Source organism: Amycolatopsis aidingensis (genome assembly GCF_018885265.1).
In the GTDB taxonomy this organism is placed as follows: Bacteria; Actinomycetota; Actinomycetes; order Mycobacteriales; family Pseudonocardiaceae; genus Amycolatopsis; species Amycolatopsis aidingensis.
On the sequence record NZ_CP076538.1, the window covers coordinates 4,314,899 to 4,338,576 of the forward strand.

General features: G+C 71.5%; 20 protein-coding genes and 1 pseudogene. 15 read left to right on the forward strand and 6 right to left on the reverse strand.

Translation table 11 applies throughout. From position 1 onward, the window contains the following. Positions 1 to 35 precede the first annotated feature (35 nt). The 8 genes from KOI47_RS19810 to KOI47_RS19845 all read left to right on the forward strand — a co-directional run bounded on the left by KOI47_RS19810 (position 36) and on the right by KOI47_RS19845 (position 6,271). Positions 36 to 698 (forward strand): TVP38/TMEM64 family protein, encoded by a 663-nt coding sequence (locus tag KOI47_RS19810; protein WP_216205578.1) that lies wholly within the window; start codon positions 36 to 38, stop codon positions 696 to 698. Between the two features lie 135 nt (positions 699 to 833). Beyond that, positions 834 to 2,444 (forward strand): serine/threonine-protein kinase, encoded by a 1,611-nt coding sequence (locus tag KOI47_RS19815; protein ID WP_269756724.1) that lies wholly within the window; start codon positions 834 to 836, stop codon positions 2,442 to 2,444. A gap of 41 nt (positions 2,445 to 2,485) precedes the next feature. Continuing rightward, entirely contained in the window at positions 2,486 to 2,785 is a 300-nt protein-coding gene (locus KOI47_RS19820; protein WP_216205580.1) for a hypothetical protein, read from the forward strand. A 22-nt stretch (positions 2,786 to 2,807) separates the two neighbouring features. After that, positions 2,808 to 3,233, forward strand: coding sequence for a peptide-methionine (R)-S-oxide reductase MsrB (gene msrB, locus KOI47_RS19825; RefSeq protein ID WP_216205583.1), 426 nt, complete (start codon positions 2,808 to 2,810; stop codon positions 3,231 to 3,233). A 21-nt stretch (positions 3,234 to 3,254) separates the two neighbouring features. After that, positions 3,255 to 4,091: a TIGR04222 domain-containing membrane protein gene (locus tag KOI47_RS19830; protein ID WP_216205585.1), complete on the forward strand. Its 837-nt coding sequence runs from the start codon at positions 3,255 to 3,257 to the stop codon at positions 4,089 to 4,091. An 82-nt stretch (positions 4,092 to 4,173) separates the two neighbouring features. Next, entirely contained in the window at positions 4,174 to 5,121 is a 948-nt protein-coding gene (locus KOI47_RS19835) for a TIGR04222 domain-containing membrane protein (protein ID WP_216205588.1), read from the forward strand. Positions 5,122 to 5,126: 5 nt separating this feature from the next. Continuing rightward, complete coding sequence (locus KOI47_RS19840) at positions 5,127 to 5,948, forward strand: DUF692 domain-containing protein (protein ID WP_408629837.1); 822 nt, start codon at positions 5,127 to 5,129, stop codon at positions 5,946 to 5,948. Next, a complete protein-coding gene (locus KOI47_RS19845; protein ID WP_216205591.1) occupies positions 5,945 to 6,271 on the forward strand; it encodes a hypothetical protein in 327 nt (108 codons plus the stop codon). The genes KOI47_RS19840 and KOI47_RS19845 overlap by 4 nt, the downstream gene beginning before the upstream one ends. Positions 6,272 to 6,330: 59 nt before the next feature. Here the strand turns inward: KOI47_RS19845 and hemQ are convergent, their stop codons facing one another. After that, positions 6,331 to 7,023, reverse strand: a complete 693-nt coding sequence (hemQ, locus tag KOI47_RS19850) for a hydrogen peroxide-dependent heme synthase (protein WP_216205594.1) — start codon at positions 7,021 to 7,023, stop codon at positions 6,331 to 6,333. 158 nt (positions 7,024 to 7,181) lie between these two features. Between hemQ and KOI47_RS19855 the strand changes: the two genes are divergently transcribed. Next, the gene (locus KOI47_RS19855) at positions 7,182 to 10,481 is read left to right on the forward strand and encodes a S8 family peptidase (RefSeq protein ID WP_216205596.1); all 3,300 of its coding nucleotides are present in this window, start codon (positions 7,182 to 7,184) and stop codon (positions 10,479 to 10,481) included. Here the strand turns inward: KOI47_RS19855 and hemG are convergent. Continuing rightward, positions 10,466 to 11,878, reverse strand: coding sequence for a protoporphyrinogen oxidase (hemG, locus tag KOI47_RS19860; protein ID WP_216205599.1), 1,413 nt, complete (start codon positions 11,876 to 11,878; stop codon positions 10,466 to 10,468). The two genes, KOI47_RS19855 and hemG, sit on opposite strands and share 16 nt — an antisense overlap. 2 nt (positions 11,879 to 11,880) lie before the next feature. Then, positions 11,881 to 12,960, reverse strand: coding sequence for a uroporphyrinogen decarboxylase (gene hemE / locus KOI47_RS19865; RefSeq protein ID WP_216205602.1), 1,080 nt, complete (start codon positions 12,958 to 12,960; stop codon positions 11,881 to 11,883). 87 nt (positions 12,961 to 13,047) lie between these two features. On the opposite strand from hemE, the gene KOI47_RS19870 reads away from it, so the two are divergent. The 5 genes from KOI47_RS19870 to KOI47_RS19890 all read left to right on the forward strand — a co-directional run bounded on the left by KOI47_RS19870 (position 13,048) and on the right by KOI47_RS19890 (position 19,783). After that, positions 13,048 to 13,611, forward strand: coding sequence for a DUF3000 domain-containing protein (locus tag KOI47_RS19870; protein WP_216205605.1), 564 nt, complete (start codon positions 13,048 to 13,050; stop codon positions 13,609 to 13,611). A gap of 593 nt (positions 13,612 to 14,204) precedes the next feature. Next, positions 14,205 to 14,921, forward strand: coding sequence for a response regulator (locus KOI47_RS19875; protein ID WP_141995906.1), 717 nt, complete (start codon positions 14,205 to 14,207; stop codon positions 14,919 to 14,921). 66 nt (positions 14,922 to 14,987) lie between these two features. Continuing rightward, positions 14,988 to 16,229, forward strand: a complete 1,242-nt coding sequence (locus tag KOI47_RS19880) for a ribonuclease D (RefSeq protein ID WP_216205608.1) — start codon at positions 14,988 to 14,990, stop codon at positions 16,227 to 16,229. Between the two features lie 255 nt (positions 16,230 to 16,484). Then, a complete protein-coding gene (locus tag KOI47_RS19885) occupies positions 16,485 to 17,675 on the forward strand; it encodes a thiolase family protein (protein WP_216217411.1) in 1,191 nt (396 codons plus the stop codon). Beyond that, positions 17,675 to 19,783 carry a 3-hydroxyacyl-CoA dehydrogenase NAD-binding domain-containing protein gene (locus KOI47_RS19890; protein ID WP_216205611.1) on the forward strand — a complete coding sequence of 703 codons (2,109 nt, stop codon included), beginning with the start codon at positions 17,675 to 17,677 and terminating at the stop codon, positions 19,781 to 19,783. The genes KOI47_RS19885 and KOI47_RS19890 overlap by 1 nt, the downstream gene beginning before the upstream one ends. A 94-nt stretch (positions 19,784 to 19,877) precedes the next feature. Here the strand turns inward: KOI47_RS19890 and KOI47_RS19895 are convergent, their stop codons facing one another. Further along, entirely contained in the window at positions 19,878 to 20,681 is an 804-nt protein-coding gene (locus KOI47_RS19895) for an NmrA family NAD(P)-binding protein (protein ID WP_216205614.1), read from the reverse strand. An 80-nt stretch (positions 20,682 to 20,761) separates the two neighbouring features. On the opposite strand from KOI47_RS19895, the gene KOI47_RS19900 reads away from it, so the two are divergent. Then, the gene (locus KOI47_RS19900; protein WP_216205615.1) at positions 20,762 to 21,763 is read left to right on the forward strand and encodes an AraC family transcriptional regulator; all 1,002 of its coding nucleotides are present in this window, start codon (positions 20,762 to 20,764) and stop codon (positions 21,761 to 21,763) included. Here the strand turns inward: KOI47_RS19900 and KOI47_RS19905 are convergent. Together KOI47_RS19905 and KOI47_RS19910 are read right to left on the reverse strand one after the other, a co-directional pair. Beyond that, positions 21,697 to 22,511: pseudogene (locus KOI47_RS19905) on the reverse strand (aldo/keto reductase). The gene KOI47_RS19900 and the pseudogene KOI47_RS19905 overlap by 67 nt on opposite strands. A 23-nt stretch (positions 22,512 to 22,534) precedes the next feature. Continuing rightward, positions 22,535 to 23,677 carry a sensor histidine kinase gene (locus KOI47_RS19910; protein WP_232376124.1) on the reverse strand — a complete coding sequence of 381 codons (1,143 nt, stop codon included), beginning with the start codon at positions 23,675 to 23,677 and terminating at the stop codon, positions 22,535 to 22,537. Position 23,678: the final 1 nt, after the last annotated feature.

Genomic DNA, 23,678 nt, shown 5'->3' on the forward strand with positions numbered 1-23,678 from the left:
CAGCGAATTTTCGCTGGTGCCGTACGGTGAACCTCGTGACCGGCCGCAGCAAACTGCTCCTGGGACTCGCCCTGCTGGTGGCCGTCGTACTCGCGGCCGTGCTGCTGCCCGTCCCCAGCCCGGCCGAGCTGCGTGCGCTGGTGCGGGACGCGGGTCCGGCGGCGCCGCTGCTGTTCCTTTCCGCATACGCGGTGCTCACCGCCGCGCCGATCCCGCGCACCGTGTTCAGCCTGGCCGCGGGGCTGCTGCTGGGGAACCTGCTCGGGCTGGCCGTCGCCATGGCCGGGACCGCCGCCTCGGCCGCGCTGGGCTTCCTGGCCGCCAGGGCGCTCGGCAGGGACCTGGTCGCCAGGCACCTGCACCGGAACTGGGTACGCACGGTCAACGACCGGCTCACCGGCGGCGGCGTGCTGGCGGTGACCTCGCTGCGGCTGATCCCGGTGATCCCGTTCGCCCCGCTGAGCTACTGCTGCGGGGTATCCACGATCCGCCTCACGCCCTATGTGGCGGGGACGGTTCTCGGCAGCCTGCCCGGAACGGCCGCGGTGGTGCTGCTCGGCGACGCCATCACCGGCACCACCCCGCCCGCACTGCTGGCCTGCTACGCGGTATTCGCGCTGGCCGGGGCGGTCGGCGTGGCCAGGGTCGTACGCAGGACCAACCGTAAAGAAGTTGAATCCGAACGTACCGCCGTCTGAGCGTGGCGCTGGCGACGATCCGGATCGGGCGACCGCTACACTCGATCGGGTGCGCGACCCTGTTGTTCGCGCGCGGTCAAGCCATGATTGCGGATAGTTTCCCGAGGAGTAGGCGTCATCGACACCGGTCAGCTCATCGCAGGGCACTACCGCCTCGTAGAGCACATTGGCAGCGGCGCCATGGGCGTGGTCTGGCGCGCCATCGACGAACGCCTCGAGCGGTCGGTGGCGATCAAGCAGATCCTGACGCAGCCGGGTCTTTCCGAGGCGGAGCGGGTGAACATCAGGCAACGCGCCATGCGCGAGGCCAAGAATGCCGCGCGCTTCCAGCATCCCAACGCGATCGTGGTGTTCGATATCGCCGAGCACGCAGGCGATCCGTGCCTGGTGATGGAGTACCTGCCTTCGCAGAGCCTGTCCGCGATCCTCGCCGAGCGGCCGATGTTGCCGGTGCCGGAGGTCGCCGCGATCGGCAAGCAGGTCGCCGCCGCGCTGGTCGCCGCGCACCGCGCGGGCCTGGTACACCGCGATGTGAAACCGGGCAACGTGCTGATTGACGAGAACGGCACCGCCAAGATCACCGATTTCGGGATTTCCCGTGCCGCGGGCGATATCACCCTCACCCAAACCGGGCTGATCGGTGGCACGCCCGCGTATCTGGCGCCGGAACTGGCCAGGGGCTCCGATCCCGCGCCCAGCTCCGATGTGTTCGCACTCGGCGCCACCCTGTACCACGCCATCGAGGGCCAGACGCCCTACGGAAACAATGCCAATCAACTGGCCCTGCTGTATTCGGCGGCCAACGGAAAGATCATTCCGCCGAGCAACGCCGGACCGGCCACCGCACTGCTGATGAGCCTGCTGCGCACCGACCCCGAGGAACGGCCCAGCATGGCCGAGGCGCGCGACCAGCTGACCGCGCTGGCCACGGGTGGTGCGGCCGGGGCCGGAGGCGGCGGTAACGGTCAGAAGCTGTCCGAAACATTGGTGTCTCCCCCGCTGATGCACGCCGGCCGCAAGCCAGCCGAGCCGGCGTCGGCACCCCCGCCTCCGGTTACCGGAGTGCAGCCACCATGGCAGCGCACCGGGAAACCGGCCGCTCCGCAGCCGACCTCCGCGTTCACCCCGGAAGGCGCGGCACCCGCGGCCTCCCCCTCCGGTGGCAGTAGCGGTGGCGGTGGCGCGCTAGGCAGACGTAAACCGCTGGTCATCGGCGCGGCCGCGGTCGTGTTGGTGGTCGCGGCCACCGTGCTCGTCATTCTGCTGAACTCCGGCGGGGGCGAGGATCCCGGCTCGGATCGGCAGGCGCAGGACCCCGGCACGACGGCCACCGGTACCGCTCCGGACGGATCACAGACCTCCGGCTCACCGTCGGCACCGGCCGGCGCCCCCGGCACGACCCCAAGCCAGGGAACGGTTGCCGAGGGCGCGGCCTATGACCAGCTCAAGGCGTTTCTCGACGCGATCGGGACAGAGAAGGCGTGGGAAATGCTGACACCCGCCGCGCAAAGTGTGTACGGAGATTTCTCGAGCTTCAGCCAGCACTGGTCCGACTACGCGTTGAAGGACTATGAAACGGCGAACGAGCACGGTTCGGACTCTGACGGCGCGATCAATGTCTCGTACAACATCAAATACAAGGACGAGGGTTGGGATCGGTCTCCGGTCCGGATCATCGACGCCGGAGGCGGAAAGCTGCTCATTGATTCCGACACCCGGCGGCCCAATGCCCGCGGCGGCTACTGATTCGGCTGTCCGGATGGCGGGCGGTGCCCTACTGTTGAGGCATGGCCGACAACGGCGGTCCCGCGGGTAGGCGTCGTTTCGAGGACGAGCTGGCCGGGCTGGACCCGAACGATCCGGAGGTGCAGGAGTTCGCCGCGCACCTGGACCGGATGGAGCGCACGGGCCCCTCGTTCACCGTGGAGGGGTCGATCAAGGGCGTCGGGGAGTTCGCCGACGCCAGCAACCGCGCGGGTGGCGGGAAATGGCTCGCCGCGGTGATCGTGGTCTGCCTGATCCTGTTCGGCATCCTGTTTGCGGCATGGGACACGATCGGTCGAGTCCTCATGTGGCTGTCCGGGTAACCTGGGACATATGAAACCCGGCATGAAACCTGTCGTCGGCGCCACCCCGCGCGTGGTGAAGTCGGAGCAGGAGTGGCGGGAGCAGCTGGGACCGGAGGAGTACGCGGTGCTCCGGCAGGCCGGGACCGAACGCCCGTTCACCGGCGAGTACACCGACACCGAGACGACCGGGGTGTACGAGTGCCGCGCCTGCGGCGCCGAGTTGTTCCGCAGCACCACCAAGTTCGCCAGCCACTGCGGCTGGCCCTCCTTCTACGATCCGGCCGACTCCGATGCCGTGCTGCTGCGCGAGGACCGCAGCATGGGCATGAAGCGGGTCGAGGTGCTGTGCGCCTCCTGCCACAGCCATCTCGGGCACGTGTTCGAGGGCGAGGGCTACGACACGCCGACCGACCAGCGCTACTGCATCAACTCCGTCGCGCTGAAGCTGGTACCCACCGACTCCTGACCGCACGGCCGAAGGGGCGGAATGGGCGAACACTGGGGGCTGCCGGGCGGGGCGTTTCTGCTGCTCTACGTCAGGCTACTGAACCTACCCTGGATCACCGGCATGATCATGGTGCGGGTGTGGCGCCGGGCCGGCCGGCACGGGGAACAGCTGCCGGGCCCCCGACACCTGGCCTATCTGACCGGCGGGCCCGTGCAGGTCGTCGAGACGACGATCGCCGCCCTGCTGGAGAGCGGGAAGCTCCGGGTGAACAGCGGGGGCTTGTTCCAGGCCGCCAGCGGCGCGACCGGCGATGATCAGCTGGAAGACGCGGTGCTGGAGAACACGCGCCGCCGCCGGTCCCCGACCCGTGCCGGGCTCGTCGGATCCACTCGCCGCTCGCCCGGCGTGCTGGAGATCGAGCGGTACCTCGCGCGGCGCGGGCTGGTCGGCGCCGAACTACCGGAGCGGCGACGGACCCGCATGGTCCTGATCCTGCAGGTCCTGGTACTGGCCTTGGGCCTGGGCGCGTTGCTGACCAGCGACGGTCCGGAAAACTTCGTCGCCATCCTGCTCATGCTGATACTTGTCGGCGGCGGTTCCGCCGGTGGGGCACTGTTCCTCCAGCACAGCCGCCGCGCGCTGGACGACGTCCCCACCCCAGCGGGCCGCAGGCTGGTCGCCGGTTCGGCGGCCTGGCCGGCTACCCGGATCCGCAGATCGCGGCCGCCGCGGCCAAGGTCGAGCCCACCGGCATCGGACCGCCGGAACGCCCCATCGCGGCGGCACCGGGGGTGGTGGCGGCTGTGGCGGCGGCTGCGGGGGAGGTGGCTGCGGCGGCGGAGGTGGCGGCTGCGGGGGCTGAGCCGGCGCCGGTAACGGTCTCTCATCGACCACCGGAAACCGCCGTCCGGCCCGGCACGGCCCTGGGATCCTGGCGCTATCCGCGGGAGGAGGCGGTATGGACCAGCCATGGGGCGTTTCCGGACCGGCGTTCCTGCTGCTGTACGGCTGCCTGCTGGTCGTGCCAGCCGTCACGGTCGCGGTGCTACTGGCCGCGAGCAGGCGCGCGGCCGAGCGCCGCGCCACGGAGCAGGAACGGCTGCCGAGCATCTACCACCTCGCCTACCTGCTCGGAGGCGCCGAACGGGTGGTGGACACGGCGATCGCGAGCCTGCTGGAACACGGCAGCCTGCGGGTCAACAGCGAGGGTGCCATCCAGCCGACCGGCGCGGTCCCGGCGGGCGATCCCGTGGAGCGGGCGGTGTACTCGGTCGCCTCCCTCCACCGTCGCATCCGCAGGCGCAAGCTGGTGCACTCCGTGCGACGGGCACCGGCCGTACACGACGTCCGCCGCCAGCTGGAGGAACGGGGACTACTCACCGCCGCCTGGTGGCGGACCCGCCTGCTGCGGATCCTGTGCGCGGGCTATGTTCTTCTCGCGGCGCTCGGAGTACTGCGCCTGATCGCCGCCGTCCGCGTGGACGCCCGGGTGGACCTGCTGATCGTCCTGCTGGTGGTGACCGGGCTACTGATGGTCGGCAGCGCCGTCCTCGCCCGGCCCCGCGCGACCGGCGTCCCGACTCCGGCAGGGGAAGGCCTGGCCGGCCGTGCCACGGCACGCCTGACCCCCCGGACCCCCACGACACCGGGCGCTCGCTGGTCCGTCGGTCCGATCGAGGGCGCGGTCGGCGCCGCCGCGGCCGCGGTGGTGGTCGATGGCCTGATCGGTTACCCCGACGAGGAGATCGCCGAAGCCGTCACCTGGACGCCGCAACCTTCGTTCGGCGGCCCCATCCCGGCGCATACCGACCCGGGCGGGTTCGGCTTGGACACCGGCGCGGGCGAAGGAGGCGGCGGTGGCGGCGGAGGAGGTGGGGGCGGGGGCGGCTGCGGTGGTGGCGGGTGAGCCCGGTGACCGGATCCTCCGGCGTGCCACCGCTCGGGGTCGGCATCGGCTGGCGCCCGGAGATCGACCTCTCGGTGGAGCGGCTGCCCGGGGTGGACTGGGTGGAGGTGATCGCCGAGAACCTGCACTCCGACCGGCTGCCGGAGTCGCTGGTCCGGCTGCGCGCACGCGGCCTCCCGGTGTTGCCGCATGCCGTATCGCTCTCGCTCGGCGGGGCCGAACCGCTGGACACCCGCAGGGTGGAGCACCTGGCCACGGTTGCCGAGGCACTGGAAGCGCCGCTGGCCAGCGACCACGTCTGCTTCGTGCGCGCGGGTGGGCTGGACGCGGGGCACCTGCTCCCGCTGCCGCGCACCATGGACGCACTGGACGTACTGGTGGCGAACGTGCGGCTGGCGCAGTCGATCCTCGGCGTCCCGCTCGCCCTGGAGAACATCGCGGCCCTGCTGGAATGGCCGGACCCCGAACTGAGCGAGGGCGCCTTCCTGCGGGAGCTGACCGAGCGCACCGGCTGCCTGCTGATCGTGGACGTGGCGAACCTGTACGCGGGCGCCCGCAACCTGGGCTCCGATCCGCACCGGTTCCTGGACGAGCTTCCGCTGGAGCGGATCGCGTACGTGCACGTGGCGGGCGGTTCCGAGCACGAAGGCGTGTACCACGACACGCATGCCGCTCCGGTTCCCGTGCCGGTGCTGGAGCTCCTGGGTGAGCTGCGCGCCAGGGTGCGACCCCCGGGTGCGCTGCTGGAACGCGATGACGACTATCCCACCGACGCGGAGCTCGCCGCCGAGCTCGCCGCGATCCGGGCCGTCCTGGAGCACCGGTGACCGCGCGGCAACGGCTGGCACGGCAACAGGCGCAGCTGCTGCGGGCGCTGCTGGCCGGTGAGCGGCCACCGCCCGGCTTCCCGGCCGAGCGCCTGCGCACCGAGGCCGCGGCCCTGCGCGCCAAACGCAGGCGCATCACCGAAGCGCTGCGGCCGGACCTGGCGGAACGGCTCGGCGAGAGGTACCGGCCGCTGTTCGAAGCCTACGCCGCGGCACATCCGCGCGCGGAGGGCACCAGCGCACGGCAGGACGCGGAGAACTTCGCGGCCTGGCTGGAGACCCGGCGCAGGCCACGCTGGTGGCGGCGCAACCGCAGCCGCTAAGGCAGCGTTTAAGAAAAGCGCGCACGCATCACCTCGAGCAGCCATCTTCTAACCAGCTCCTAAGGCAGGTTCAGCACCAGTTCCTCGGGCGGCACCCTGGTTCCGGTGTAGAACGGGATCTCCTCGCGCACATGCCTACGGGCCTCGGTGCCGCGCAGGTGCCGCATCAGGTCGACGATGCGGTGCAGCTCGTCGGCCTCGAAGGCGAGGATCCACTCGTAGTCGCCGAGCGCGAAGGAGGCCACGGTGTTCGCCCGCACGTCCGGATAGTCACGGGCCTCCTTGCCGTGGTCGGCCAGCATCTTGCGCCGCTCGTCGTCCGGCAGCAGGTACCACTCGTAGGACCGCACGAAGGGGTACACGCAGACGTACCTGCGCGGTTCCTCCCCCGCCAGGAAGGCCGGGATGTGGCTGCGGTTGAACTCCGCGGGCCGGTGCAGCGCGAACTGGCTCCACACCGGCACCGAGACCCGGCCGAGCGGGGTGCGCCGGAACCCGCTGTAGGCGGCCTGCACCTGCTCGACCTCCGGGGCGTGCCACCAGATCAGGTAGTCCGCGTCGGCGCGCAGGCCGGCGAGGTCGTACACCCCGCGCACCGCCACGCCCTTGTCCTCCAGCGCGTCCAGGTACTCGGCGGTCTCCCTGGCGGAGGCACCGCGGTCCTCCGGCAGCTTCCCCTGCTCCACCCGGAACACCGACCACGCGGTGTAGCGAATGGTGTCGTTCAACTCTTGGTAGTTCAACCGCGCCATGTCCCCATGGTCCCACTCCGGCGTCCGGGCCGGGCACCAGCCCACACCACGGAACGTGGGGGATTTTCCGACCCCGTAACTCACTCGGCGGATTGTGACGCCATTGTGTATACCGATACGTTCGCGAAACTTTCGCACCCGATCAGGGGAGGTACCTGGTGCAAGTTCGCAAGAGACGCAGCAGACCGGCCGCGGCGGTGCTGGCCGCGACCACCGCACTGGTCCTCGGCATGGCGCAGCCCGCCGGCGCCGAGGGCGGCAGGGCACAGGCGCCGAGCCAGGCACAGCTGGAACAGCAGTCGGTCACCCTGATCACCGGTGACCGGGTACTGATGCGAGCCGGGCAGCCCACCGGGCACCTGGTGGCAGGGCCGGGCCGGGAGGACATCACCTTCACCACCTTCGCGGCCGATGGCCACACCTATGTCGTGCCCTCCGACGCGGCACCGCTCATCGGCACCGGCGTCCTCGACCGGCGGCTGTTCGACGTCACCACACTGGTGCGGTCGGGTTACGCCGACGCCGAGCGGGATTCCCTGCCCCTGCTGGTGACCTATGCCGACGCCCCGGCGGCCGCGGGCACGATGAGCGCAGCCGAGGGCACGCGGATCACCCGGCGGCTACCCAGCATCGACGGCGCCGCGGTACGGGCCGAGAAGGACTCGGCGACCGCCTTGTGGGACAGCATCACCGGCGCACCCGGCTCGATGACCACTTTCGACGGCGGGGTACGCAGGGTCTGGCTGGACGGCCTGCGCAGCACCGCCCTGGACCGCAGCGTGCCGCAGATCGGCGCCCCCGCGGCCTGGGAGGCAGGCTACACCGGGGCGGGCACCACCATCGCCGTACTGGACACCGGCGTGGACCAGACCCATCCCGACCTCGCCGAGCGGGAGACCGCCGAACGGAACTTTACCGACGCCGAGGACGGCGCCGACCACGTCGGGCACGGCACCCACGTGGCCTCGATCGCGGCCGGCACCGGCGCGAAGTCCGGCGGCACGTACCGCGGGGTCGCTCCGGAGGCGGACATCCTGGACGGCAAGGTGCTGGGCGACAGTGGCTCGGGCCGCGAGTCCTGGATCATCGCGGGTATGGAATGGGCCGCCGAGCAGGGCGCGGACATCGCGAACCTGAGCCTCGGCGGCGGAGACAGTGCCGAGATCGATCCACTCGAGGAGGCGGTGAACTCGCTGTCCGCCGAGCACGGCACCCTGTTCGTGATCGCCGCGGGCAACTCGGGGCCCGCGTCCACCACGGTGGGCTCGCCGGGCACCGCGGACGCCGCGCTCACCGTCGGAGCCGTGGACCGCGAGGACGAGATCGCGCCCTTCTCCAGCCGGGGACCCCGGCTCGGCGACGGCGGAATCAAACCGGACATCACCGGGCCCGGCGTCGGCATCGTGGCGGCGCTGCACTCCGACGGCACCATCGGGGAACCGGTCGAGGACGGCTACACCGCGCTGTCCGGGACCTCTATGGCCACCCCGCATGTCGCGGGGGCCGCGGCCCTGCTCGCCCAGCAGCATCCCGGCCTCTCCGGCGCGCAGCTGAAAAGGCTGCTGATGGCCTCGGCCACGCCCACCGAGGGAGCGAGCGTGTTCGCCCAGGGCGCGGGGCGGGTCGACTCGGCCGCCGCGCTCACCCAGACCGTCACCGCGCAACCCGCCGGGGTCAATCTCGGCGTCCAGCGCTGGCCGCATGATGACGACACCCCGGTCGGCAAGGAGGTCACCTTCGCCAACTCGGGTACGGAGGAGGTCACCCTGCGGCTGGAGGTCGAGGCCACCGGCCCGGCAGGCAAGCCTGCTCCCGAGGGCCTGTTCACCCTCTCGGCCACCGAGGTCACCGTGCCCGCCGGGGGCACGGCGGGGGTGACCGTCACCGGCGACACCCGCGCGGCCGCGCTGGATGGCAGCTACAGCGGCAGCCTGGTCGCGACCGCGGGCGAGGCCACGGTGCGCACCCCGCTGGCGATCAACCGCGAGGTGGAGAGCTACGACCTCACGCTGAACGCCTTCGACCGCGAGGGCGCGCGCACCGGGCAGTTCTCCGCGTTCCTGTTCGGCTTCGCCGACAACCGGCTGCGGTTCCCCTACGCGGAGGACGGCAGCGTCACCCTGCGCGTGCCCAAGGGCGAGTACCTGCTGCAGGGCACGGTCCAGTCCGGAGAACCCGGCACCACCGCGGACCTGCTCGCCTATCCCAAGCTCACCGTGGACGGGGATCTCGCGGTGGACCTGGACGCGCGGCGGACGAAGCCGGTGGAGATCGCGGCACCGCAGGACTCGGCCCGGCCGCTGCTCACCGAGGTGTCCTACACCCGCAGGGTGCACGACTCGAGCTTCGGCTCCGGGTTCGTCGCCCTCGGCGAGGGCCTCGAACGGCTGGGCACCGCGCATCTCGGACCGCAGTTGCCACCCGCCGAGCTGACGGCGCTGGTGAGCAGCCAGTGGCTCACCGAACCGGCTGGCGAGTACTACGGCCTCGCCTGGTACGAGTACGGCCGGGTGCCCACCGGCCTCACCAAGCAGGTGCGGCCGGAGGACCTGGCCACCGTCCGCACCAGCTACGGGCCGATACCGGACGGGCTCAGGGGCGTCGCGGGGGCCACCCCATCGCCACACCTGCAGCCCGGAGGTGCCTGGGGCACGCTGATCGAGATACCGGAGTCCGGGCCACGGATCGCGCACTTCACCGCCGAGGGCGTGGACTGGAACCGGACCCTGTTCCTCGAGGACGCCGAGTCCCGCAGGCTGCACTCCCGCTTCGAGTCACCGCCGCGCTCCTACCAGGCGGGTCGCGAGTACACCGAGTCCGTCAACCGGGCGGTGTTCGGGCCGGTCATGCCCGAGAGCAGGTTCCCGTACTCCTGGGTGATCAGGGACGGCGACCGGATCACCGCGCAGGTGCCGCTGTTCGGGGACGCCGCGGGCAACGCGGGGTACTCCGCGACGGACAGCTACTCGCTGCGGCTGTACCGCGACGGCGAGGAGGTCGAGCCCGAACGGGGCGTGTTCGAGGTCGAGCCCGGCACGGCAGGGTTCCGGCTCACCGCGGAGGCCACCCGCAGCAACGCTGAGCTGAGCACCCGGGTGTCCGCGGCATGGACCTTCGACTCGGACACCACGGACCGGCCGAGCAGGCTGCCGGTGTCCACGATCCGCTTCTTCCCCGACCTCGACGACGCGAACTCCGCCCCGGGCGGCCGGACGTTCGTGTTCCCGGTGGCGGTGCAGGAGCAGGGCAGCCCGGTCACCAAGGTGCCGCACCGGCTGAGCGCCGAGGTGTCCTACGACGGCGGCCAGACCTGGCGGCCCGCCGGGGTGCTCGGCAACTCCCAGCTCGTGGTGCAGCACCCCGCCGGCGCGGACACCGTGTCCCTGCGGGCCAAGGCCACCGACGGCAACGGCAACACCGTGGAACACACCATCATCAACGCCTACAAGCTCCGCTGACTGCGGGCCAGCCTGCGGGCGGCGGCATCGGCGGTGGCGACACACGCCGGGATGCCGACGCCGTGCAGGCTGGCCCCGGCGAGTTCCAACGCGGGTACCTCGGCCACCGCGCGCTCGATGCGGGCGACCCGGCCGAGGTGCCCCGCGTCGTACTGCGGCAGCCCACCGCCCCACCGGGTCACCAAAGTGCGCAGCGGTTCGGCGCCGATCCCGGTGAGCTCGGCCAGATCGGCCCGGACCCGCCGCACCAGCTCGGCGTCGGTGACCCGCAGCGTGCCGTTCTCGCCGAAGCGGCCGGCCGAGCCGCGCACCAGCACCGCATCCCCGTCCCTGTGATGCGCCCACTTGCGGGCGGAGAAAGTGAACGCCTTGGCGGTGAACGGTTCCCCGTCCCGGCGCCGCTCGGTCACCCCGATCAGCACGCCGGAGGCATCGGGCAGCACGGTTGCGGGCGGGAGCGCGAGGGAGACCACCGCCATGGACGCCAGCTCCACCTCGGCGAGCGCGGTGGCCGCCAGCGGAGCCGCGGCGGAAAGCAGCTTGCTCGCCGCCGGGGCAGGCACCGCCAGCAGCACCGCGTCCACCTCCAGCTCCGCCTGCTCGGGCGCGTGCTCCTGCGCCGCGGCGCCGAAGGCGAGCCGCCAGCCACCGCCGGACAGCCGCGTGAGCGCACGCACCGGAAGGCCGAGCCGCAGCCGCGCGCCCGACCGCTCCGCCAGCCGCTGGACCAGTGCGCCGAGCCCACCGGTCAGGGTGGCAAAGACCGGCGCCGGACTCGGGGCGGCTGGCAGCTGGGCGGCCACAGCCGCGGTCAGCGAAGCGGCGCCGGAGTCCACGGCGGCGGCCAGCCCGGGCAACGTGGCGCGCAGGCCGAGCCCATCGGAGCCACCCGCGTAGACCCCGCCCAGCAGGGGGTCCACCAGCGTGTCCACCAGTTCGTCGCCGAACCGCTCGCGCAGCAGCGGCCCCAGCGGGACATCGCCCGCGGGCAGGACGGGCGGCGGCAGCCGCGGCTCGGCAGCCACGGCACGCCTGCCCTCCTCCGACAGCAGGCCCGCGACCGCGGCTGGATCGCAGGGAAGACCCATCAGGGTGCCGGGTGGCAGCCGGTGGGTATGGCCACCGGCCCGGATCGTGGCCCGCGCGCCGGTGGGATGCACCAACTCGGTCCCGAGGCCGACCTCCTCGGCCAGCCGCATCGCCTCGGGCCGCCGTGCGAGGAAGGCCTCCGCCCCGACGTCGAAGGGCCTGCCCGCGAGCCGCTCGGTACGGATCTTGCCGCCGAGCACCTCGGTCGACTCGCAGAGAGTGAGCTCGGCCCCCGGGCCGAGCAGCTCGCGCAGCCGGTAGGCGGCCGCCAGCCCGGAGATCCCGCCGCCGACGACGGCGACGCGCACACTCACAGCGAATGCACCAGCTCGACGACCCTGGTAAGCACCTCCGGATCGGTCTGCGGCAGCACGCCGTGGCCGAGGTTGAACACGTGACCGTCGGCGGCCAGCCCCTCGGTGGCGATCCGGCGCACCTCGGACTCCACGGCGGTCCAGGAACCGAGCAGCACGGCGGGATCGAGGTTGCCCTGCACCACGGCGGGACGATCGGTGCCCAGCCTCCGCACCGCGGCGTCCAGCGGAACCCGCCAGTCCACGCCGACCACATCGGCCCCGGCGTCCCGCATCGCGGTCAGCAGCTCCCCGGTGCCGACGCCGAAGTGGATCCGCGGCACCCCGGCCTCGGCGATCCCGTCCAGCACCTTGGCCGAATGCGGCAGCACGAACCGCCGGTAGTCCCGCTCGGACAGCGCCCCGGCCCAGGAGTCGAACAGCTGTACCGCGTCCACCCCGGCGGCCAGCTGCGCGCGCAGGAAGGTCAGCGTCACCTCGGCCAGCCGGTCGGCCAGGGTGTGCCACAGCTCCGGCTCGGCGTGCATCAGCGACTTGGTGTGCTCGTGGTTGCGGCTGGGCCCGCCCTCGATCAGGTAGGAGGCAAGGGTGAACGGGGCACCGGCGAAACCGATCAGCGGGGTCGAGCCGAGCTCGCCCACCAGCCGCCGCACCCCCTCGGCCACCGGCGCCACCTGCTCGGGCTCCAGCCGCGGCAGGGCGGCGACGGCGGCAGCAGAGCGGACCGGCTCCGCCACCACCGGACCGGTGCCCGGCACGATCTCGATGTCCACCCCGGCCGCGTACAGCGGCACCACGATGTCACTGAACAGGATCGCGGCGTCCACCCCGTGCCTGCGCACCGGCTGCAGGGTGATCTCGGTGAGCAACTCGGGATCGAAACAGGCCCGCAGCATCGGGATGCCCTCGCGCAGCGCGCGGTACTCGGGCAGGGACCGCCCGGCCTGGCGCATGAACCACACCGGGAGGCGCGCGGGGCGGCCGCCGCGCGCGGCCACAAGAAACGGCGCCTCGGCGAGCTCCCGGCGGGCCGGGGTCACCGCCGAGGGGGAAGATGTGTGAACGGAGGGAGACATCATTGTTATCGTGCCACGAGCCGATCTGGCGCTTTCCCTCGGCGCGCCTGCGCCCACGGCCGGCCGTTCCCGCCTTACAGTCGGGCCGTGACCGCCAAGACGCACGCGCCCGAACTCTTCCGTGAGGCCGTCGCGGCACTGCAATCCGTGCAGCCCCGGCCCGAGGTGCGTCTCGAAGCGATCCGGCCGCCGCAGCGGCTGGCCCCATGGTCCTACGCCCTCAGCGGGGAGGCCACCGGGCCCGCCGAGGTACTGGCCACCGGCCGGTTGGTGCTGCTGCACGACCCGGAGGGCCAGGAGGCATGGAACGGGGTTCTGCGGCTGGTCGTGTACGTGCGGGCCGAGCTGGACCGGGAACTGGCCACCGACCCCTTCCTGCCGGGGGTGAGCTGGTCCTGGCTCACCGACGCCCTGGAGCACTCGGGCGCATCCTGGACGGCGCTGGGCGGGACGGTCACCGAGACCTCCTCGGCCCGGTTCGGCGATATCGCGGGACCCTCGCGCACCGACGACCTCGAGGTGCGGGCGTCCTGGACCCCGGTGGACGCGGAACTGCGACCGCACGGGGACGCCTTCTGCCAGCTGCTCTCCAGCGTGGTCGGGCTGCCACCGACCGGAGTGACCCTCTTCGGGCAGCGTCAGAGTTCCTGACCGGAACCGCTGCGAACTACCAGCCAGGAACCCGCATACTTATGCGGGAACACCGCCCGCGCGGGCGGATCGGCACGGATCGGACAAGGCCCTCGACGGCGCGACACGCGGTCGCCCTGGGTAACGATTTGATGACAACCGCCGACGGCGGTCTGTATCGATACGCGGCGCCGGCCGCGATGGATGTGGGCACCGCGGCGCATCCCGGATGAACCGGGCCATACGGGCTTCGACTGAGGTCATGGCGCTGTCGGCGGCGCATGCCCCGGCCCCGCGCCGGCTCCCGGAATCCGCCGCATGCGGCGATTGCACGGACCATCTGCACGAGCCGGATAGCGGTAGTATCTCTGTTGAATCGGATGCGCCACGCGATGCGTTAGCCACTGGCGGTGTTGTAGCCCGATCGTGCGACAGCGACCTCCGCGAGTAACTACCCGATCGGGATACATACCCATTCGAACCCCCCACTGACCCACTCGGGCGGCTAGAGTGCTTCCGACGACACCACTTTCGGTCTAAAGCTGGCGCGGCTGATCGGCCGAAAGTCCCGGTGCCGGTCGGGGGGGCACGACCGACTCCAGGGAGGTAGTGACGTGGCTGCCGTCGGCTTATCTCAGGCCGTCCGATCCACACCAGCCGGCGCCTTGCCGGCGAACATGGTTCCGCATCCGCGGGAAGAGCTGTTTTCCGTGCTGGTGGTCGATGACCACCCGCTGCTCAGGGAGGCAATAGCCGCCAGGCTCGCACAGATGGGTGCGGGTACCGTTCACGAGGCCGCCACGGTGGCCGAGGCGAGGGCAAGGGCAACGGCCACCGGGCCGTGCGACCTGGCCATCCTCGATCTCGGCCTGCCCGATGGCAGTGGCATAGAGCTGGTTACGGAGCTCCGTAGCAATGGCTGGCCTCGGGTCGTGGTACTCGCGTCCTCCGACGACCCGTACGCGGTACGTTCGGCGTTCCAGGCCGGTGCTCAGGCATACCTGCTCAAGTCCGCGTCGCCGGTGGTGGTCACCGACGGCGTGCGCAGGGTGCTCGAGGGCGGCGTGTACGCCGATCCGAGCGTGGCACCGGTGCTGGCGACCGGTACCAGGGTCGCGGGCACCGACAACACCCCGCGGGAACTCTCCGCCCGCGAGGTGGAGGTGCTGCAACTGGTCGCAGACGGCCAGTCGAACAAGGAAATCGGGGAGGAGCTCAGCCTGTCCGCGCTGACGGTGAAGTCTCACCTCTCGCGGATCGGGCGCAAGCTCGGTACCGGAGACCGGGCACAGATGGTCGCCTTGGCCATGCGTGCCGGGGTCATCCGCTGACCTGAGGATCACCCTGCGGGACGGGCGCACCAGGCGCGGTAAGCCCGTCCCGTAGGGTCCTTACCCGTGGACGACGTTGATTCTGGCCTCGATGCGCCGGAAGAGTCTGCGCCTATCCCGCTGACGGAACCGGCCGAGGGCGTCCCGGGGGTCGTCGCCGACCAGGGGGCGCTGGAGCGTGCGTGCGCGCGGCTGGCCGCCGGTACCGGGGCGCTCGCGGTGGACACCGAGCGAGCCTCCGGATATCGCTACTGGCCCAAGGCCTACCTGATCCAGTTGCGCCGGGAGGGCGCCGGCACTTTCCTCATCGACCCGATCCCGCTCGCCGGCAGGCTCGACCCGCTGGCGGAGACGCTCAACCACACCGAGTGGGTGCTACACGCGGCCTCGCAGGATCTGCCCTGCCTCGCCGAGCTCGGCCTGCACCCCGCTGCCCTGTTCGACACCGAGCTGGCGGGAAGGCTGGCCGGGTACGAACGGGTCGCGCTGGGCACGCTGGTGGAGCTGCTGCTGGGCTACCGGCTGGAGAAGGGGCACAGCGCGGCCGACTGGTCCAAGCGCCCACTCCCCCCGTCCTGGCTCAACTACGCCGCCCTCGACGTGGAACTGCTCGTGCCGCTGCGCGAGAAGCTCGAGGCCGAACTGTCCGCGCAGGGCAAGCTGGAGTGGGCCCGGCAGGAGTTCGAGGCGGTGCGCACCGCTGAGCCGCCCGCGCCGCGGGCCGAGCCGTGGCGGCGTACCTCCGGTATCCACAAGATCCGCTCCCCGCGTGGCCTCGCAGCCGTGCGCGCCCTCTGGGAGGCGCGGGACGAGCTCGCCCGCAAGCGAGACCGCGCGCCCAGCCGCGTCCTGCCGGACAGCGCGATCATCAACGCCGTGCTTGCCGACCCGCGCACCAGTGCCGACCTGCAGGCGCTGCCGGTCTTCGGCGGGCGGGTGCAGCGCAGGTACACCAACAACTGGCTGCGGCCACTGCAGGCCGCGCGGGTGCTGCCCGCCGCCGAACTGCCCGCGGCCAACCCGGCCGGTGACGGCCCGCCACCGGCCAACCGGTGGGCGGACAAGGACCCGGACGCCGCCGCTCGGCTGTCCGCGGCCAGGGCCGCCCTCACCGAGATCGCCGAGTACCACGGGCTGCCGGTGGAGAACCTGCTGCTGCCCGATCTGCTCCGGCGCACCTGCTGGCAGCCGCCGGAGGACGGCACGGTCGAGGGCCTCGCCGAGGTGCTGCGGGCCGGCGGGGCCCGGCCCTGGCAGGTCTCGCTGACCACCGAGGCCCTGCACAAGGCGCTGCAGACCACCGCTTGAGCCCCTCCCTCGGCGGAGGACCGTGAACGTGGCGTTCGCGACGTCAGACGTCCCGGATGTGCCGTTCGCGACGCTGAACGTCCGGAAAGCCACTTTCCGGCGCTTTGTGAGCCACTCGACAGGACCACACCCCTGGTTACCGAGCAGTAACGAGGGCTATCGTGCGGTTATCCGAGTTACCCGTTTCCCGAACAATCCACGTGAGGAGCATTCGTGGCCGCACCCGCATCACCGCAGGCGCCGACCGCGCGCGCGGTGCGCAACGTGGCCTTCGTCGACGGGGTGCGCACCCCGTTCGGCAAGGCAGGCGACAAGGGCGTGTATGCCGAGACCCGGGCCGACGACCTGGTCGTCAAGGTGATCCGGGAGCTGCTGCGCAGGCACCCGGAGCTGCCGGCCGAGCGCATCGACGATGTCGCCATCGCGGCGACCACCCAGACCGGCGACCAGGGCCTCACCATCGGGCGTACCGCGGCGCTGCTGGCCGGGTTGCCGAAGTCGGTGCCCGGCTTCGCGCTGGACCGGATGTGCGCCGGCGCGATGACCGCCGTCACCACCACCGCCAGCGGCATCGGCTTCGGCGCCTACGACCTCGTGCTGGCAGGCGGGGTGGAGCATATGGGCAGGCACCCGATGGGTGAGGGCGTCGACCCGAACCCGCGGATCGTGGCCGACAAGCTGGTCGACCCCACCGCGCTGGTGATGGGCCAGACCGCGGAGAACGTGCACGACCGCTACCCCGGTATCACCAAGCAGCGCACCGACGCCTACGCGGCGCGCAGCCAGGAGCGCTACGCCGACGCCGTGAAGGAGGGGAAGATCGGGCCGGAGCTGGTGCCGGTGGCGACCCGCTCGGCCGAGCTCGGCTGGGGCCTGGTCACCGAGGACGAGCCGCCGCGGCCGGGCACCACGATCGAGCAGCTGGCCGGGCTGAAGACCCCGTTCCGGCCGCACGGCCGGATCACCGCGGGCAACGCGGCCGGGCTGAACGACGGCGCGACCGGCGCGATCCTCGCCGACGAGGACACCGCGCGGGAGCTCGGCCTTCCGGTCGGCATGCGGCTGGTCGGCTACGCCTTCGCCGGGGTGGAGCCGGAGGTGATGGGCCTCGGCCCGGTCCCGGCGACCGAGAAGGCACTCGCCCGTACCGGTCTGTCTATTTCGGACATCGGCCTGTTCGAGATCAACGAGGCGTTCGCTGTGCAGGTACTCGCCTTCCTCGACCACTTCGGCATCGCCGAGGACGACCAGCGGGTCAACCCGTGGGGCGGGGCGATCGCCTGCGGCCACCCGCTCGCCTCCTCCGGGGTGCGGCTGATGACCCAGCTGTCCCGGCAGTTCGCCGAGCGTCCGGACGTGCGCTACGGCATGACCACGATGTGCATCGGTATCGGCATGGGCGGCACGGTGATCTGGGAGAACCCGGCTTTCCAGGGAGGCAAGTGATGACGATTTCCGCAGCGCAGGCCAAGGAAGCCTTCCCGGACGAGGTCGTGACCAAGGCGATGACCCGGCTGGTGTCGGTACCCGGCCTGGACAAGCAGGTCGCGCTGATCACCCTGGACAACGGGCTGGACCACAACCGCCCCTCCACCTTCGGGCCGCAGGGGCTGCTCAGCCTGAACGCCGCGCTGGACGAGGCGTTCGCCGCCGAGCCCGCCGCCATCGCGGTGACCGGCAAGCCGTTCGTGTTCGCCGTGGGCGCGGACCTTTCCGGCGTGGAGGAGATCTCCCAGCCGGAACTGGCCCGGCAGATCGCGCAGACCGGGCACGACGTGTTCCGCAGGCTGACCGAGTCGGACATCCCGACCTTCGGCTTCGTGAACGGCGCGGTGATGGGCGGCGGGCTGGAGCTCGCCCTGTCCTGCCACTACCGGACGCTGTCGGACAACACCGCGGCCATCGCGCTGCCCGAGGTGTTCCTCGGGCTGTTCCCCGGCTGGGGCGGCACGCAACTGCTGCCGAACCTGATCGGCCCGGACGCGGCTGTCACCGTGATCATCGAGAACGCGCTGAACCAGAACAAGATGCTCAAGCCCGCGCAGGCCGCCGAGCTCGGCATCGTGGACGAGATGTTCTCCAGCGCCGACTACCTCGAGCAGTCGCTGCTGTGGCTGGCCAAGGTGGTGCGCGGCGAGATCTCCCCGCAGCGCAAGGAGATCGACCGCGGGCAGGCATGGGACGACGCGATCACCCGCGCGAAGTCCATTGTGGACGGTAAGACCAAGGGCGCATCCCCCGGTGCGACCAAGGCGGTCGAGCTGCTGGAGCTGGCGCGGGAGAACGATCTCGACCGCGGGTACGCGGCGGAGACCGACGCGCTGGCCGAGATCCTGATGACCGACACCCTGCGCGCGGGCCTGTACTCGTTCAACCTGGTGAACAAGCGGGCCAAGAAGCCGGCAGGCGCCCCGGACAAGTCGCTGGCCCGCCCGGTGAACAAGGTCGGCATCGTCGGCGCCGGGCTGATGGCCAGCCAGCTGGCCCTGCTGTTCGTGCGCAGGCTGAAGGTTCCGGTGGTGCTCACCGATATCGACCAGGAGCGCATCGACAAGGGCGTGTCCTATGTGCACGACGAGATCGACAAGCTGCTGAGCAAGCAGCGGATCGCGGGTGACGAGGCGAACCGGCTGAAGGCCCTGGTCAGCGGATCGCTTTCCAAGGAGGCATTCGCCGACGCCGACTTCGTGATCGAGGCGGTGTTCGAGGAGCTCGGCGTGAAGCGGCAGGTGTTCGCCGAGGTGGAGCAGCACGTCGGCGCCGAGGCGATCCTGGCGACCAACACCTCCTCGCTGTCCATCACCGAGATGGCCGCGAAGCTGGAGCACCCCGAACGGGTGGTCGGGTTCCACTTCTTCAACCCGGTCGCGGTGCTGCCGCTGCTGGAGATCGTGCGCGGCGAGCGCACCGACGACGCGACGCTGGCCACGGCCTTCGCGGTCGGCAAGCAACTGAAGAAGTCCAGCGTGCTGGTGAAGGACGCGCCCGCGTTCGTGGTGAACCGGCTGCTCACCCGGTTCCTCGGCGAGGTGCTGGCCGCGGTGGACGAGGGCACCCCGTTCGAGGTCGCCGACAGCGCGCTGGACCCGCTCGGGCTGCCGATGACGCCGATGACCCTGCTGCAGCTGGTCGGCCCTCCGGTGGCGCTGCACGTCGCGGAGACCATGCACGCGGCCTTCCCGGACCGGTTCGGGGTCAGCGAGAACCTCAAGCGGTTCGTGGACGCGGGCAAGTCCTCGGTGTGGTCCTGGGACAACCAGGGCAACGCCTCGGTGGATCCCGAGGTCGCGCAACTGTGGCAGCAGGGCGGCAACCCGCTGACCGCGGAGCAGGTGCGCCAGCGTGCGCTGACCGCGCTGGCGCAGGAGGTGCGCATCATGCTGGACGAGGGCGTGGTGGCGCAGGCGCAGGACATCGACCTGTGCCTGATTCTCGGCGCCGGCTGGCCGTTCTGGCTCGGCGGCATCACCCCGTACCTGGACCGTAGCGGGGTGTCCGAGCAGGTCAACGGCAAGCCCTTCCTCGCACCCGGCGTCGCCTCCGTCCCCAGCTGACTCAGTGCTGTGAGTGGCCCGTTCGCTGCGAAAAATGCAGGGAACGGGCCACTCACGCAGGCGGCAGAGCGGTGCGGTATATGTCGTTATACGATCACCATATGACGGCCTTCGCGTAGTCTTCGAAGCTGCGTGGCGCCCGGCCCAGCACCCGCTGGACGCCGTCGGCGAGTGGCTCGCTGTGCCCGTACCGGATGAACGCGAACACCTCGGCGAGCATCTTCGCCACGTCCTCCGGAACACCCTCGGCTACCAGGCCGGCCACGTACTTCTCCGCGGGCACGTCGCGGAACTCGATCCGCCGCCCTGTCGCCCCGGACAGGATCTCCGCGACCTCGGCGAACGACAGCGCCCTCGGACCGGACAGCTCGTAGGTCCGCCCCACGTGCCCCTCGGTGGCCAGGACCGTGGCCACCACCTCGGCGATGTCCTCGGCATCCACGAACGGCTCCAGGCCATCCCCCACCGGCACCTCCAGCGCGCCGTTCCGGACGCCATCGGCGAGCATGCCCTCGTCGAAGTTCTGGTGGAACCACCCCGCCCGCACGATCGTCCAGTCCACACCGGACTCCCGCACCGCCCGCTCGAGTCCCAGCATGCTCGGCTCGCCGATCTCCTCGACACCCCTGCCGGAAAGGGCGACGAAACACGTGACCCCGCGCCCGGCCGCGTGCGCCACGAACGGGGCCGCGTCGCCGCCCTCCTCGGGCAATGCGACGAAGACGGGACCCACACCGTCCAGCGCAGCGTCCCAGGTGGACTCGTCGGTCCAGTCGAACCGGACCTCGCCGGAACGGGAGGCCACGCGCACCGGGTGGCCGGCGGCCCGCAACCGGGCAGCCACCCGGCGGCCGATCTTGCCGGTACCGCCGAGGACAAGAATTGGTTTCTCAGTCATGTCCCCAGTCAACCCCGGCAGCGTGAGACGATCCATGATTCAGACGCCCGATCGCATGTGCGTTCGTCTACGCTGGTGACGTGGATGTCTTCACCGACCTCGTCCGCGGGTTCCGCGCCGACGGTGCGATGTTCGGCCAGTCGATCCTGACCGCACCCTGGTCGCACCGGTTCGCCCACGACGCCGCCCTCACCGTGTGCACGCTGCTGGAGGGCAGCGGCTGGCTGCTGCCGGCCGCTGGCGAACCCATCCGGCTGGAATGCGGCGACGTCGCCATCGTCCGCGGCCCCGACCCGTTCGTCGTGGCCGACGAGCCCGGCACCGAGCCCCAGATCGTGATCCACGGCAGCGAGCTGTGCCTGAGCACGGCCGACGGGACGAACCTCGCCGAGACCACCCGGCTCGGCCCCCGGACGTGGGGTGCGGCCAGGACCGGCACCGCCGCCCTGCTCATCGGTGCCTACCAGGCGCGGGGCGAGCCATGTGATCGGCTGCTGTGCGCACTGCCGCCGGTGGCCGTGGTTCGCGCGGACGGGCAGCCCTGCCCCGAGTTCGACCTGATCAAGGTGGAGCTGGAGCGGGAACGGCCTGGCCAGCAGCTGGTCCTGGACCGGCTGCTCGACCTGCTGCTGGTGTGCACGTTGCGGGACTGGTTCGCCAGGCCCGAGGCCGACCCGCCCGCCTGGTACCGCGCGCTGGCCGACCCGGTGGTGGGGACCGCGCTACGGGCGATCCACGACGAACCGGCCCGCCCGTGGACGGTCGCCGGGCTGGCCAGGGCCGCCGGTGCGTCCAGGGCCGCGTTCGCCAGGCGGTTCACCGCCATGGTCGGCGAGCCACCGCTGGCCTATCTCACCGGCTGGCGGATGACGCTGGCCGCGGACCTGCTCACCGAACCGGGCAGCACGGTGGCCACCGTGGCCTCCAGGGTCGGCTACGCCGACGGGTTCGCGTTCAGCACCGCCTTCAAACGGGTCCGCGGCACCAGCCCGACCGCCTACCGCGCGGGCGGCCGCTACGCCTCCGGGTCGGGGCCGAGCCGGGTGCCTGCCTCCAGCGTGGCGAAGCCCGCGACGTCCTGAGCGTCCAGCTCGAAGTCGAACACGTCGATGTTCTCCGCGATCCGCTCCGGGGTGACCGATTTCGGGATCGCCACGTGCCCCATCTCGAGGTGCCAGCGCAACACCACCTGTGCCGGTGTCTTGCCGTGTTTCTCCGCCACGGTCCGCACCACCGTGGTGTCGAACAGGTCCTGGCCGCGGCCAAGCGGCCGCCAGGCCTCGGTGACGATCTCGTTGCGCTCGTGGAAAGCCCGCAGCGCAGCCTGCTGCAGATGCGGGTGCGCCTCGATCTGGTTCACCGCGGGCGCCACCCCGGTCTCCTCCAGCAACCTGCGCAGGTGCTGCTCGGCGAAGTTCGACACGCCGATCGCCCGTACCCTGCCGTCCGCCCGCAGTTTCTGCAGTGCCCGCCAGGTCTCCACATAACGGTCCTGCTTCGGCTGCGGCCAGTGGATCAGATACAGGTCGACGTAGTCCAGGCCGAGTTCGGCGAGGCTGATGTCGAAAGCCCGCAACGCGGATTCGTAGCCGTGGTCGGTGTTCCACAGCTTGGTGGTGACGAACAGCTCCTCGCGCGGCAGCCCGCACTCCCGCACGGCCCTGCCGACACCACGCTCGTTGCGGTACAGCGTCGCGGTGTCGATGCTGCGGTAACCGGCCTCGATCGCCGTGCGCACGGCCCGGTCACCTCCTCGTCCGGGATCTTGTAGACCCCGAAACCGATCCGCGGCAGGTGGACGTCCTCGGACAGGGCGACAGTGGAGGTCATGCCCGCACGGTAACCCGCCCGCGTCAGCCGGGCACAGCGGGCAGGTACACGCTGACCGCGAGACCGCCGCCCACCACCGGTTCCGCGGACAGCGTGCCACCGTGCGCCTGTACCGCGGCACGCACGATGGACAGCCCGAGCCCGGCACCGGAGCGCGCGGTGCGCGCCACCCCGGCCCGGCGGAACGGTTCGAACAACTCGGTCACCGTCGCCGGGTCGACCAGCGCCCCGGAGGAACGCACCCACAACATCGACCACTGCGCGCCCGGCTGGGTGCTGACCTCGATCCAGCCCCCGTCCAGGTTGTGCCGCACGGCGTTCTCCAGCAGGTTGCCTGCCACCCGCTCCAGCAGGGCCGGGTCCCCAGCCACCGGCGCGGACACCGTGTTCAGCTCCACCCGCAGCTCGCGCTGCCGCGCCTCGGCCCGCACCGCCCGCCAGGCGCTGTCCACCACGGCGGCGAGGTCCACCGGCTCGGTGGAGGCGAGCCCGGCCCCGTCGGTGCGCGCCAGCAGCAGCAGCGAGTTCACCAGGTTCTCCGCCCGCTCGGTGGCGTGCCGCACCACCTCGGCCATCCGGCGCAGCTCGGCCTCGTCGGCCTGCTCATCGGCGAGCGTCACGTCCAGCTCGGTACGGATCACCGACAACGGGGTGCGCAGCTCATGGCTGGCGTTGGCGACGAAATGGCGCTGCCCGTCGAAGGCGGCCTGCAACCGGTCCAGCATGGCGTCGAAGGTCTCGGCAAGCTCGGCCAGCTCGTCCCGGCTCCGCAGGGTGCCGATCCGCTCGCCCATGGACTCCCCGGAGAGCCTGCGGGCGGTGGTGGTGATCTCGCGCAGCGGCAGCAGCACCCGCGAGGTGAGCGTCCAGGCCAGGATGCCGGTGGCCGCGACCACGCAGCAGAACGCCACCGCACCCGCCACCAGGACCCGTTGCCGCGCCTGGTCGCGCAGGTGCTCCGCCAGCGTGGCGGCCTCCACGACGACCCCGTCGACCCGGACGGTGGTGCCCGGCGGCATCTGCGGTACCTCGGCGACCGCGTCCCCGACCAGGGTCCAGGTCAGCCACAGCAGGATGAGGCTGACACCCGCCGCCAGCAGGGTGGCCAGCAGGGTGATCCGGGCACGCAGGCTGCGTGCCGGCAGCAGGCCGGCAGCACCGCTCACC

What these genes read in the sequence shown, in the direction of transcription:
- KOI47_RS19820 (WP_216205580.1), top strand. Translation starts at nt 2,486, where the DNA reads ATGGCCGACAACGGCGGTCCCGCGGGTAGGCGTCGTTTCGAGGACGAG.
- msrB (WP_216205583.1), top strand. Translation starts at nt 2,808, where the DNA reads ATGAAACCTGTCGTCGGCGCCACCCCGCGCGTGGTGAAGTCGGAGCAG.
- KOI47_RS19830 (WP_216205585.1), top strand. Translation starts at nt 3,255, where the DNA reads ATGGGCGAACACTGGGGGCTGCCGGGCGGGGCGTTTCTGCTGCTCTAC.
- KOI47_RS19835 (WP_216205588.1), top strand. Translation starts at nt 4,174, where the DNA reads ATGGACCAGCCATGGGGCGTTTCCGGACCGGCGTTCCTGCTGCTGTAC.
- hemQ (WP_216205594.1), bottom strand. Translation starts at nt 7,023, where the DNA reads ATGGCGCGGTTGAACTACCAAGAGTTGAACGACACCATTCGCTACACC.
- hemE (WP_216205602.1), bottom strand. Translation starts at nt 12,960, where the DNA reads ATGTCTCCCTCCGTTCACACATCTTCCCCCTCGGCGGTGACCCCGGCC.
- KOI47_RS19890 (WP_216205611.1), top strand. Translation starts at nt 17,675, where the DNA reads ATGACGATTTCCGCAGCGCAGGCCAAGGAAGCCTTCCCGGACGAGGTC.
- KOI47_RS19895 (WP_216205614.1), bottom strand. Translation starts at nt 20,681, where the DNA reads ATGACTGAGAAACCAATTCTTGTCCTCGGCGGTACCGGCAAGATCGGC.